This is a genomic window from Thermus tengchongensis (genome assembly GCF_021462405.1).
Taxonomy (GTDB): Bacteria; Deinococcota; Deinococci; order Deinococcales; family Thermaceae; genus Thermus; species Thermus tengchongensis.
Map to the genome: position 1 here is coordinate 231,591 of NZ_JAKEDU010000002.1, position 11,741 is coordinate 243,331.

The window sequence follows — 11,741 nt, forward strand, 5'->3', positions numbered from 1 at the left end:
ACTTGTCCTTCAGGTGGTTCCTCCTCTTCCTCGTGGCCTTGGCTCTGGCCCAGGAGGTGTACCGCCCCGAGGTGGAGCTAGTCCGGAAGGACAAGAGGGTGGTGGCCTGGGTGAGCGGGGAGGAGGGAAGCCTGTTTTACGCCGACTATGGGGACCTCCTGGTGGGGGAACTTCAGGCCCTCTCCGCCGAAAGGGTCCAAGTGGAGGGCCGGTTTTTCTTCCGGGATGCGGGCAGCGCCCTCGAGGAGGGGCTAAAGGTGGGGGAGAGGGTGGAGGTGGCCTATAACCCGGATTGGGAACGGGATGGGCTTCCCTACCTGATGCGTTTGCGAAGGGCTGGGGAAGGGAAGGGGGAGCGCTACCTCCGGCTCGTCCTCTTTGACCCCAAGGGGGTGGAGGTGCGCCTGGGGGAGGAGGTGGAGGCCAGGGGGCCCCTGGCGGTGGTGGAGCGGGGTGGAGTGGAGGAGCTCTTCCTCTCCGGGGGGGAGGCCCGGTACCTGGAGGAGGAGGGTCGGCTGGAGCTGAGGCCGGCCCCCGGAAAGGTGGCGGTGGCCCAGGGGCAGGTGCGGGTGGAGGGGCAGAGGCTCCGCTACCAAAACGACACTGGGGAGGCCTTATTGGAAGGTCCTCTGGAAGTGCGCCGTGAAGGGGAAAAACCCCTTTCGGGCAAGGCGGGCTCCCTGCGCTACCTTCTGGACGAGGATCGGCTCTGGCTTCTCGGGGGGGTGGAGCTTAGCCAGGGCGGGCGCACCACCAAGGCCGAGCGGGCGCTTCTCAGGGAAAAGGAAGGGTACGCCTTCCTGTATGGAAAGGTGGAGAGCCGGGACGAAAGGGGTGTGGTGCGAGGGGAACGGGTGCGCTACGCCCTAAGGAGCGGGGAGGTGGTGGTCCTGGGTGGGGTGGCCGGGGAGTTCCAGGGCGACTAAGTACCCCGTCGTGGCTTGCGCCACGACGGGGGCCCCAAAGAGGCCATGAGCACGCCACTTTGGCTTTGGCCGGTGGGGTAACCTTTCGTGCGGGTACTTAGGCGGTCACGCCCGCCATCAGAAGGCCCAGGCGCTCTTCCTTGGCTTCTTCCGGGGTGAGTTCTCCCACAATGCGCCCCTCGTACATGACCAGGATGCGGTCCGAGAGGCTGATCACCTCGGAAAGGTCGGCGGAAACCAGAAGCACCGCCAGGCCCTGGTCCCGGGCCTCCACCAGGCGCTGGTGGATGAACTCGATGGCCCCTACGTCCACGCCCCGGGTGGGCTGGGCAGCGATGAGGAGGCGGGGACCCCGCAAAAGCTCCCTGCCCACCACGATCTTCTGCTGGTTTCCCCCGGAGAAGCGCCGGGCAGAGAGGTCCGTGGAGCGAGGGCGGACGTCAAAGGTTTCCACCAGGGTCCGGGCGTGTTGCTCCATGGCCTTCCCGTCCAGGAAGCCCAGGAAGCCGCGGAAGGGGGGGCGGTGCTGGTCCCCCAGGATGGCGTTTTCCCGCACGGAGAAGTCCAGGACCAGCCCCCTGGCAAGCCGGTCCTCGGGGATATGGCTCACGCCCGCTTCCCGTACCTTGAGGGCCAGGTGGGGAAGAGGGTGGCCTAAGTAGCGCACCGTGCCCCGGTACTTGCGCAGGCCCGCCAGGGCCTCCACCAGCTCGGTCTGGCCGTTCCCTTCCACCCCGGCGATGCCCACGATCTCCCCAGCCCGCACAAAGAAGCTCACCCCCCTTAGCCTGGGGGGAGCCTCGAGGCCCTCCACCTCCAGCACCACCTCGCCTGGCCGAGCAGGGCCCTTTTCCACCCTCAGGACCACCTCCCTTCCCACCATCATCCGGGCCAGCTCCTCCAGGGAGGTCTCCCCGGTCTTTACCGTGCCCACCACCTTGCCGTCCCGGATCACCGTGACCCGGTCGGATACGGAAAGCACCTCCTTCAGCTTGTGGCTGATGAAGATGGCGGCGTTGCCCTTGGCCACGTAGGCCCTCAGGAAACGGAAAAGCTCCTCCGCCTCCTGAGGGGTTAAAACGGCGGTGGGTTCGTCCAGGATGAGGATTTTGGCCTCGCGGTACAGGGCCTTTAGGATCTCCACCCGCTGCTGCAGGCCCACGGGGAGGTTCTCAACGCGCTCGTCCAGGGGGACCTGGAAGCCCAGCTCCTCCATGAGAGCGGTGGCCCGCTTCCTGGCCTCGTCCAGATTGAGGTATAGAGGGCTTCCCGGCTCGAGGCCCAAAACTAGGTTCTCCAGCACGGTGAAGGGCTCCACCAGCATGAAGTGCTGGTGGACCATGCCGATGCCGTGGGCGATGGCGTCCAGGGGGCTCTTGGGCCGGTAGGGTTTTCCGTCCACCCACATCTCCCCTTTGTCCGGCGGCTGCAGGCCGTAGACGATCTTCATCAGGGTGGACTTCCCCGCCCCATTTTCCCCCACCAGGGCCAGGACCTCGCCCCAGTTCAGGTCCAAGGAGATGCGGTCGTTGGCCAGGACCAGGGGGAAGCGCTTGGTGATGTCCTTGAGCACCAGGGCCTTTGCGAGGGTTCGGCTAGCCTCCACGCCCGGAGTATACAAAAAGGCCGGGGACCCCCCGGCCTAGAGAGCCCTTCTTTTAGCGCTTTTCAGGCACCTTGAGCTGGCCCTTGATGATCTGTTGCTTCAAAACCTCCAGCTTGCTCACCACCGCAGCGGGGATCAGGGCCTTGTTGTACTCATCCAGGGCGTAGCCCACCCCGTTGTTGACTAGGCCGAACTCCCGCACCCCACCCTTGAAGGCCTTCTGCACCACGCTCTTGATGACCTCATAGGTGGCCACGTCCACCCGCTTCATCATGGAGGTGAGGCCATGGTTCAGGGTGTTGGGGTTGTTGTCAGTGTCCCCCAGGTAGTTCTGGTTGGCGTCCACCCCGATGAAGAAGAGGGGCGTGGCCTTGGTGCCGTCGGTGCCGCAGGTCTTGGTGTAGTCGGCGTACTTGGGCACCTTAGCGTAGGGGTCGGCCTTGCGCACGAAGCGCACGCTGCCGCCCTCCTTGAGGCACTTGGCCTGCTTCACGTAGTCGATGAGCCCGAGGCCCGAGCCGCCCGCGGCGGCGTAGATGATGTCGGCTCCCTGGCGCACCTGGCTGGCGGCGATTTCCTTGGCCTTGGCGGGGTCGTTCCAGGCGGCGGGGGTGTTGCCCACGTACCCCACCAGCACCTTGCCCTGGATCTTGTCCTCCTTGAAGGCGTACTCGGCCCCGGCCCGGAAGCCGGCCTCAAACTTGTGGATGAGGGGGATGTCCATGCCGCCGATGAAGCCCACCACCCCGGTGCGGCTCATCTTCCCGGCGATGTAGCCCACCAGGAAGCTCCCCTCGTGCTCCCGGAAGACCAGGCCCACGGCGTTGGCGAGCTTGCCTTCCCCGGGGACGGCGTCGATTACCGCAAAGTTCACCTTGGGGAACTCCTTGGCGGTGGCGGTGATGGCGGGTTCGTTGGCGAAGCCCACCCCGATCACCAGGTCAAAGCCCTCCTCGGCGAAGGTGCGGATGCCCTGGCCCACTTGGGAGGGGTCGGCGGGCTCGAAGTCGAAGAGCTTAACCCCGAAGTCCTTGACTGCCTTCTGGGCTCCTTCCCAAGCGGACTGGTTGAAGGAGCGGTCAAACTTGCCGCCCGCATCAAAGGCGATCCCCACGCGCACCTGGGCCAGGCTCAAACCTAGGGCCAATACCGCCAAAAGGGCCACAATACGTTTCATCTGCCACCTCCTATGGCATTTCGCCGTAGGGCATTATACCCGGTTCGGTAAACTCAAGGCATGACCCTGGAGGAGGCTCGCAAACGGATCAACGAGCTCCGGGACCTCATCCGCTACCACAACTACCGTTACTACGTCCTGGATGCTCCGGAGATTTCCGATGCCGAATACGACCGGCTTTTGCGGGAGCTTAAGGAGCTGGAGGAACGCTTTCCCGAGCTCAAAAGCCCGGATTCCCCCACGGAGCAGGTGGGGGCTCAGCCGTTAGGCTATCTTGAGGCCACCTTCCGCCCCATCCGCCACCCCACCCGCATGTACTCCCTGGACAACGCCTTCACCCTGGAGGAGGTGCGGGCCTTTGAGGAGCGCCTCGAGCGGGCTCTGGGCAGGAAAGGGCCCTTCGCCTACGTGGTGGAGCACAAGGTGGACGGGCTTTCCGTGAACCTGTACTACGAGGAGGGGGTTCTGGTATGGGGGGCCACCCGGGGAGATGGGGAGACGGGGGAGGAGGTCACCCAGAACCTGCTCACCATCCCCACCATTCCCCGAAGGCTTAAGGGGGTACCGGAGCGCCTCGAGGTCCGGGGGGAGGTGTACATGCCCATAGAGGCCTTCCTCCGCCTTAACGAGGAGCTGGAGGAGAAGGGAGAGAAGATCTTCAAAAACCCCAGGAACGCCGCCGCTGGCTCCTTGCGCCAGAAAGACCCCCGGATTGCCGCCAAGAGGGGCCTCAGGGCTACCTTCTACGCCTTGGGCCTGGGCCTGGAGGAGGCTAACCTTAGGACCCAGCACGAGCTCCTCCTTTGGCTAAAGGAGAAGGGCTTCCCCGTGGAACACGGTTTCACCCGGGCGGTGGGGGTGGAGGGGGTGGAGGCGGTCTACCGGGAATGGCTTAAGGAGCGGCGGAACCTGCCCTTTGAGGCGGACGGGGTGGTGGTCAAGCTGGACGACCTCAGCCTCTGGCGGGAACTGGGCTACACCGCCCGGGCGCCCCGCTTCGCCATCGCCTACAAGTTCCCCGCGGAGGAGAAGGAGACCCGCCTGGTGCAGGTGGTCTTCCAGGTGGGGCGCACGGGCCGGGTGACCCCGGTGGGTATTCTGGAACCCGTCTTCATTGAGGGGAGCGAGGTCAGCCGGGTCACCCTGCACAACGAAAGCTACATCGAGGAGCTGGACGTGCGCATTGGGGACTGGGTCCTGGTGCACAAGGCGGGGGGGGTGATCCCCGAGGTTCTGAGGGTGCTCAAGGAGCGGCGCACCGGCGAGGAGAAGCCCATCCTTTGGCCGGAGAACTGCCCGGAGTGCGGCCATCGCTTGATTAAGGAGGGCAAGGTCCACCGCTGCCCCAACCCCTTGTGCCCGGCCAAGCGCTTTGAGGCCATCCGCCACTACGCCTCCCGCAAGGCCATGGACATCGGGGGCCTGGGGGAGAAGCTCATCGAAAAGCTCCTGGAAAAGGGCTTGGTGAAGGATGTGGCCGACCTTTACCGGCTTAAGGAGGAGGACTTGGTGGGCCTCGAGCGCATGGGGAAGAAGAGCGCGGGGAACCTTCTGCGCCAGATTGAGGAGAGCAAGAGCCGGGGCCTGGAGCGGCTTCTCTATGCCCTGGGATTGCCGGGGGTGGGGGAGGTGCTGGCCCGCAACCTGGCGGCCCGCTTCGGCACCATGGAGCGGCTTTTGCAAGCCTCTTTGGAAGAGCTTCTGGAGGTGGAGGAGGTGGGGGAGCTTACCGCTAAGGGCATCCTGGAAACCCTCCGCGACCCGGCTTTCCGCGACCTGGTGCACCGCTTAAAAGAAGCGGGGGTGGAGATGGAGGCCAAGGAACGGGGGGAGGAGGTTTTAAAGGGCCTTACCTTCGTCATCACCGGGGAGCTTTCCCGGCCCCGGGAGGAGGTGAAGGCCCTCTTGAGGCGCCTTGGGGCCAAGGTGACGGACTCCGTGAGCCGCAAGACGGGCTACCTGGTGGTGGGGGAGGCCCCGGGGAGCAAGCTGGAGAAGGCCAAGGCTTTGGGGGTGCCCACCCTGACGGAGGAGGAGCTGTACAGGCTCATAGAGGAGCGCACGGGGAAGCGTCTGGAAACCCTGGCCTCCTAGGACGGGTGGCCGGGTGGGGTCAGTCTGGAAGGCCTGGGGTAAAGATCTTTTCCAGGGCCTCCTGGAGCCTGGAGCCCGACAAACCAAGCTCTTTCAGGGCCTTTTCGTACAGCTCCGGGGTGAGAAGCCCTTGGAGGGCCTTAAGCTCCGTACGGGAAAGATGGGCTCCCTTTAATACATGCTCCTCAAAGCTTTGCCAGGCCAAGGGCACATGGGCCTTGACGATCTCGGCGATGGCCTTGGCGTACTGCCTTATCTCCCACTGGGCATGGGGGTCCAGGCGCAGGGCCAGGAAGTGGAAAAGGTTGTGGAGGTCCTGCTTCCAGTAGAACTCGGTGTAGAGGTTTAGGGGCAGGACCATGCGGGCCATTTCCCGGGCGATCCCCTTTTCCAGAAGGGTTTGGTAGGCCTGGTAGGCTTCCCGCTCCACCCCTTTGAGGAGAAGGGAGGCTTCCTCATCGGAAAGCTCCCCCTCGGAGCCTTGCTTGTTCCGCCGGGCTTGTTTCCGCCACGCTTGTGGCTCGTAAAACTCCTCCTTGAGGACGGAGTAGCGACCGGAGATCTCGTTCACGCTGGCGGTGCGGTGGCGGAACCACTGGCGCACCACGAAGATGGGAGCCTTCACGTGGAACTTGAACTCCACCATCTCAAAGGGGCTGGTGTGGCGGTGGCGCATGAGGTAGTCGATGAGGGCGGCATCCTCCCGCACCGTCTTGGTGCCGGGGCCATAGGAAACCCTGGCCGCCTGGACGATGGAGGCATCGCTTCCCATCACCTCCACCAAGCGCACGAACCCCTTGTCCAAAACCGCAATCTCAAGGTACGCTTCCGCATGACCCATGCCTTTGAGTCTACTTGCCCTTTGGCCCAAAGGGGTCTACCCTAAGCTCATGCGGGTCCGCACCCCCTTTGCCTACAAGTGGCGGCATGGGCGCTACAGGCCCTCTTGACCTTGGCTCTAAGGGCTTGCGGCGTGTAGGATGGATGGGCTTTGCGGCGCTAGGGCGCCCATTTTCGGAGCAAGTATGTTGAGGTTGCCAGACTTTCCCCTGCCCGACCCTCGAGGACGCTTCGGTCCTTACGGAGGTAGGTACGTTCCCGAAACCTTGATCCCGGCCTTGGAGGAGGTGGAGGCCGCCTACCGGGAGGCCAAGAAGGACCCGGCATTCTTGGCGGAGCTTGAATACTACCTCAAGACCTTTGCTGGCCGGCCCACTCCCCTTTACCACGCCAAGAGGCTTTCCGAGTACTGGGGTGGGGCCCAGGTGTACCTGAAGCGGGAGGACCTCCTGCACACCGGGGCCCACAAGATCAACAACACCCTGGGCCAGGCCCTTTTGGCCCGGCGTATGGGCAAAAGGCGGGTGATCGCCGAAACCGGGGCTGGGCAGCACGGGGTTTCCGTGGCCACGGTGGCCGCTCTCTTTGGCCTGGAATGCGTGGTTTACATGGGGGAGGAGGATGTGAGGCGGCAGGCCCTGAACGTCTTCCGCATGAAGCTCCTGGGGGCCGAGGTACGGCCCGTGGCCGCGGGGAGCCGCACCCTGAAGGACGCCACCAACGAGGCCATCCGGGACTGGCTTACGAATGTGCGCACCACCTTCTACATCCTGGGCTCGGTGGTGGGCCCCCACCCCTACCCCATGATGGTGCGGGAGTTCCAGAGCGTGATCGGCGAGGAGGTGAAGGCCCAGAGCCTGGAGCTTTTCGGCCGCTACCCCGACGCCCTCATCGCCGCCGTGGGGGGTGGGTCCAACGCCATCGGCCTCTTCGCCCCCTTTGCCTACCTGCCGGAAGGGGAGCGCCCAAGGCTCATCGGGGTGGAGGCGGCGGGGGAGGGGCTTTCCACCGGCAGGCACGCCGCCAGCATCGGGGCGGGAAAGCGGGGGGTCTTGCACGGGAGCTACATGTACCTCCTCTACGACCACGACGGCCAGATCACCCCGGCCCACTCCGTCTCCGCTGGCCTAGACTACCCCGGGGTGGGGCCGGAGCACAGCTACTACGCCGACCAGGGCATCGCCGAGTATGCGGCGGTCACCGATGAGGAGGCGCTGGAGGGCTTCAAGCTCCTGGCGCGCCTCGAGGGGATCATCCCCGCCTTGGAGTCTGCCCACGCCATCGCCCACGCCGCCAAGGTGGTCCCGGAGATGGACAAGGACCAGGTCGTGGTCATCAACCTCTCAGGCCGGGGGGACAAGGACGTGACCGAGGCCATGCGCCTTCTGGGAGGGGAGCTGTGACCACCCGCGAAGCCTTCTTCCGGGCCAAGGCCGAAGGGCGCGCCGCCCTCATCCCTTACCTCACCGCAGGCTTCCCCAGCCGGGAAGGGTTCTTGCAGGCGGTGAAGGAGGTGCTGCCCTACGCCGATCTTTTGGAGATCGGCCTGCCCTACTCCGACCCCCTGGGGGACGGCCCGGTGATCCAGCGGGCCAGCGAGGTGGCCCTCAAGAAGGGCATGAGCGTGCAGGGAGTCCTGGAGCTGGTGCGGGAGGTGCGCGCCCTCACCCCTAAGCCCCTCTTCCTCATGACCTACCTGAACCCGGTGCTGGCCTGGGGGCCGGAGCGGTTCTTCAGCCTTTTCAAGCAAGCAGGGGCCACGGGCCTCATCCTTCCCGACCTGCCCCCGGACGAGGACCCGGCCCTGGTGCGCCTGGCCCAGGAGATCGGTCTGGAAACGGTCTTCCTCCTGGCCCCCACCTCCACGGAAGGGCGGATAGAAACCGTGGTCCGCTACGCCACGGGCTTCATCTACGCGGTGTCCGTGACCGGGGTGACGGGGGAGCGGGAGCGCCTGCCCGAGGAGGTGCGGGACCTGGTGCGGCGCATCCGGGCCAAAACCCCTTTGCCCGTGGCCGTGGGCTTCGGGGTTTCGGGACGGGAGACCGCGGCCCAGGCGGCGGTGGCCGACGGGGTGGTGGTGGGAAGCGCCTTGGTGCGAGCCCTTGAAGAGGGTCGGCCCCTGGCCCCTCTCCTCGAGGAGATCCGCCAAGGGCTTTTGCAGAAGGAACCCGCTTAGGCCAAGGGAAGCCCGGCCTCCTCTCCCAGGATGGCCTTGGGGTCCGGATACCGCAGGATGCGGTAAAGGGGATCCCGCTCCGCCGGCTTGAAGCCTGCGTCCACGATATGGCGCACGATCTCCCGCACCGTGGCATGGGTACGCCCGTGCCCCCCTGCCGCCGAGACCACGTTCTCCTCCAGCATGGTGCTCCCGAAGTCGTCGGCCCCGTAGTAAAGCGCCGCTTGGGCCACCTTGAACCCCAAGGTGGGCCAGGAGGCCTGGAAGTGGGCGAAGTTGTCCAGAGCAAGCCGGGCGATGGCCAGGGTTTTCAGGTACTCATGGGCCGTGGCCCCCGGGGCCTTGCCCTTAAGGCGGGTGTGCTCCACCTGCAGGGTCCAGAGGGCAAAGGCGGCGAAGCCGTTTCCGTAGCGCTCCAGAGCCCGGTCCTGTTGGGCGCGGAGGCCCAGGAGGTGAAGGGTGCGCTCCCTTGGGCCTTCCCCGAAGCCGATCACCATGCTGGCCAGGGTGTAAAGCCCCAGGGCCTGGGCGGCGTCCACGATGCGATACCAGTCGGCGGTCTGAATGCGGGCAGGGGCAGCCTTATGACGTACCTCGTCCACCAGGATCTCTGCCCCGGCCCCGGGCATCCCGTCCAGGCCAGCTTCCATCAGCTTTTCCAGGATCTCCTCAGCCTTAAGCCCGGTAAGCCGTTCCAGCCCCAGGATTTCCTCGGGGCTGAAGGCGTCGATGCGCAGGTCGGGAAAGCGGTTCTTGAGGTAGCGCAGGAGGTCCAGGTACCACTCCAGGGGCAGGTCGGGGTTTACCCCCCCCTGCATCAGGATGCGCCTTCCCCCCACCTGGTAAAGCTCCTCCACCTTCTTGGCGATCTCCTCGTAGGTGAGGGTATAAGCGTCCTTTTGCCGCCGGGTGCGATAGAAGGCACAGAAGGCGCAGGCCACGGTGCAGACGTTGGTGTAGTTGATGTTGCGGTCTATCAAGAACGTGACCACCTCGGGGTCAGTCTTCTGCAAGCGGACCTCGTGGGCCGCTGCGGCCAGCTCGGGTAGAGGGAGGTCAAAAAGGGAAAGCACCTCAGTTTCGGTAAGCCTCTTCCCCCCCACGGCCTTCTCCAGGACGTCCATGGGACCCATGCTACACCTTTCGGACCCCCTGGGGTTGGGTCTTGGGCCACGGATAAAATGGGGGCATGGAACTCAAACTGATCCCCATTGAGAAGCCGGAAAACCTGAACGTCATCCTGGGCCAGGCCCACTTCATCAAGACGGTGGAGGACCTGCACGAGGCTTTGGTGACCGCCGTGCCGGGCATCAAGTTCGGTCTGGCTTTCTCCGAGGCCAGCGGCAAGCGCCTCATCCGCCACTCCGGCACCGACCCCGAGCTCACCCAGCTGGCGGTGAGGAACCTCCTGAACCTGGCTGCAGGGCACAGCTTCCTCATCGTCCTGGGGGAGGGCTTTTACCCCATCAACGTCCTGCACGCGGTGAAGGCCTGTCCCGAGGTGGTCAGGATTTTTGCCGCCACCGCCAATCCCCTCAAGGTGGTGGTGGCGGAGGAAGGGGAGCAGCGGGCCATCCTGGGGGTCATGGATGGCTTTAAGCCCCTGGGGGTGGAGGACGAGGCCGAGGTGGCCTGGCGCAAGGACCTTCTCCGCCGCTTCGGCTACAAACTTTAGCGCCTCCTTATTCGTAACCTGAGGGGTTGGGGTAAGATGCCCTCATGGAGCCCGGAACTATTGCGCCCGACTTCGCCTTGCCGGACCAAGAGGGGCGGATTCACCGGCTTTACGATTACCGGGGGAAGTGGGTGGTTCTCTACTTTTATCCCAAGGACGACACCCCGGGTTGCACCAAGGAGGCCTGTGGCTTCCGCGACCGCATGGGGGACCTTCAGGAGCTGGGGGCCGTGGTCCTCGGGGTTTCCGCGGACGACGTGGAAAGCCACAAGCGGTTTGCCGAGAAGTACGGCCTGAACTTTCCTCTCCTGGCTGACCCCGAGCGCCAGGCCATCCTGGCCTACGGGGCCTGGGGCAAGAAGAACCTCTACGGGAAGGAGTACGAGGGCGTCCTGCGCCAAACCTTCCTCATCGACCCCGAAGGGCGCATCGCCAAGGTGTGGCGGAAGGTGTCGCCCGAGGGCCACGCCGAGGAGGTGGCCGAGGCCCTCAGGGCCCTAAGGGGGTCGTGATGGAAAGGCCTTTGGAAAGCTACAAGAAGGAGGCAGCCCACGCCGCGGTGGCCTTTGTGCAGGACGGCATGGTGGTGGGCTTGGGTACAGGGTCCACGGCCCGGTATGCCGTCTTGGAGCTGGCCCGGCGGCTTAGGGAAGGGGAACTCAAAGGGGTTGTGGGGGTTCCCACCTCGGAGGCCACCAAGGACCTGGCTTTGAGGGAGGGGATCCGCGTGGTGGAGCTACCTCCAGAGGGGGTGGACCTGGCCATCGACGGGGCCGATGAGATTGCCCCGGACCTTTCCCTCATCAAAGGCCTGGGCGGGGCGCTTTTGCGGGAGAAGATCGTGGAGAGCACCGCCAAGGAGTTCATCGTCATCGCTGACCACACCAAGAAGGTGCCGGTCTTGGGCCGGGGGGTGGTGCCGGTGGAGATCGTGCCCTTTGGCCACCGGGCTACCTTAAGGGCCATCGCCGCCCTTGGGGGGGAGGCCGAGCTCCGCATGGACGGGGATGAGTTTTACTTTACTGACTCCGGCCACCTCATCGCCGACGTGCGCTTCGGGCCCATCGGCGACCCCCTTGGGCTCCATCGGGCTCTCTTAGAGATCCCCGGGGTGGTGGAGACCGGGCTCTTCGTGGGCCTGGCCACCCGGGCTTTGGTGGCGGGGCCTTTGGGGGTGGAGGAGCTCCTTCCCTAAGCGCCCCAGAAGGCCCGGGCTCCAAGAGGGCGTGGGTAAGCGCCGAGGG

Annotated in this window: 11 protein-coding genes; 7 read left to right on the plus strand and 4 right to left on the minus strand. The window is 65.1% G+C overall.

Translation table 11 applies throughout. The features are described 5' to 3' along the window. The first annotated feature begins 2 nt into the window (after window positions 1–2). The gene (locus L1087_RS03530; protein ID WP_234557658.1) at window positions 3–926 is read left to right on the plus strand and encodes a hypothetical protein; all 924 of its coding nucleotides are present in this window, start codon (window positions 3–5) and stop codon (window positions 924–926) included. A 97-nt stretch (window positions 927–1,023) separates the two neighbouring features. On the opposite strand, the gene L1087_RS03535 is transcribed toward L1087_RS03530, so the two are convergent. Further along, window positions 1,024–2,532, minus strand: a complete 1,509-nt coding sequence (locus tag L1087_RS03535) for an ABC transporter ATP-binding protein (protein ID WP_234557660.1) — start codon at window positions 2,530–2,532, stop codon at window positions 1,024–1,026. Between the two features lie 52 nt (window positions 2,533–2,584). Further along, window positions 2,585–3,709, minus strand: a complete 1,125-nt coding sequence (locus L1087_RS03540) for a BMP family lipoprotein (protein WP_234557662.1) — start codon at window positions 3,707–3,709, stop codon at window positions 2,585–2,587. A gap of 60 nt (window positions 3,710–3,769) precedes the next feature. On the opposite strand from L1087_RS03540, the gene ligA reads away from it, so the two are divergent. Next, window positions 3,770–5,803 carry an NAD-dependent DNA ligase LigA gene (ligA, locus tag L1087_RS03545; protein WP_234557664.1) on the plus strand — a complete coding sequence of 678 codons (2,034 nt, stop codon included), beginning with the start codon at window positions 3,770–3,772 and terminating at the stop codon, window positions 5,801–5,803. A 19-nt stretch (window positions 5,804–5,822) separates the two neighbouring features. Here the strand turns inward: ligA and thyX are convergent, their stop codons facing one another. Beyond that, window positions 5,823–6,644, minus strand: a complete 822-nt coding sequence (gene thyX, locus L1087_RS03550) for an FAD-dependent thymidylate synthase (RefSeq protein ID WP_135259708.1) — start codon at window positions 6,642–6,644, stop codon at window positions 5,823–5,825. 184 nt (window positions 6,645–6,828) lie between these two features. On the opposite strand from thyX, the gene trpB reads away from it, so the two are divergent. Next, complete coding sequence (trpB, locus tag L1087_RS03555; protein WP_234557665.1) at window positions 6,829–8,046, plus strand: tryptophan synthase subunit beta; 1,218 nt, start codon at window positions 6,829–6,831, stop codon at window positions 8,044–8,046. Next, on the plus strand, window positions 8,043–8,822 hold the full coding sequence (gene trpA, locus L1087_RS03560; RefSeq protein WP_234557666.1) for a tryptophan synthase subunit alpha: 780 nt from the start codon (window positions 8,043–8,045) through the stop codon (window positions 8,820–8,822). Before trpB ends, trpA begins: the two co-directional genes overlap by 4 nt. On the opposite strand, the gene mqnC is transcribed toward trpA, so the two are convergent. Continuing rightward, window positions 8,819–9,955, minus strand: a complete 1,137-nt coding sequence (gene mqnC / locus L1087_RS03565; RefSeq protein ID WP_234557667.1) for a cyclic dehypoxanthinyl futalosine synthase — start codon at window positions 9,953–9,955, stop codon at window positions 8,819–8,821. The two genes, trpA and mqnC, sit on opposite strands and share 4 nt — an antisense overlap. A 56-nt stretch (window positions 9,956–10,011) precedes the next feature. Here mqnC and L1087_RS03570 point away from each other — a divergent pair, with 56 nt between their 5' ends. The 3 genes from L1087_RS03570 to rpiA are packed head-to-tail and all read left to right on the plus strand — an operon-like array spanning window position 10,012 to window position 11,692. Next, on the plus strand, window positions 10,012–10,497 hold the full coding sequence (locus L1087_RS03570) for an adenosine diphosphatase (RefSeq protein ID WP_234557668.1): 486 nt from the start codon (window positions 10,012–10,014) through the stop codon (window positions 10,495–10,497). 44 nt (window positions 10,498–10,541) lie between these two features. Next, on the plus strand, window positions 10,542–11,009 hold the full coding sequence (gene bcp, locus L1087_RS03575) for a thioredoxin-dependent thiol peroxidase (RefSeq protein ID WP_234557669.1): 468 nt from the start codon (window positions 10,542–10,544) through the stop codon (window positions 11,007–11,009). Beyond that, the gene (rpiA, locus tag L1087_RS03580; protein WP_038041902.1) at window positions 11,009–11,692 is read left to right on the plus strand and encodes a ribose-5-phosphate isomerase RpiA; all 684 of its coding nucleotides are present in this window, start codon (window positions 11,009–11,011) and stop codon (window positions 11,690–11,692) included. Before bcp ends, rpiA begins: the two co-directional genes overlap by 1 nt. The last annotated feature ends 49 nt before the right edge of the window (window positions 11,693–11,741 follow it).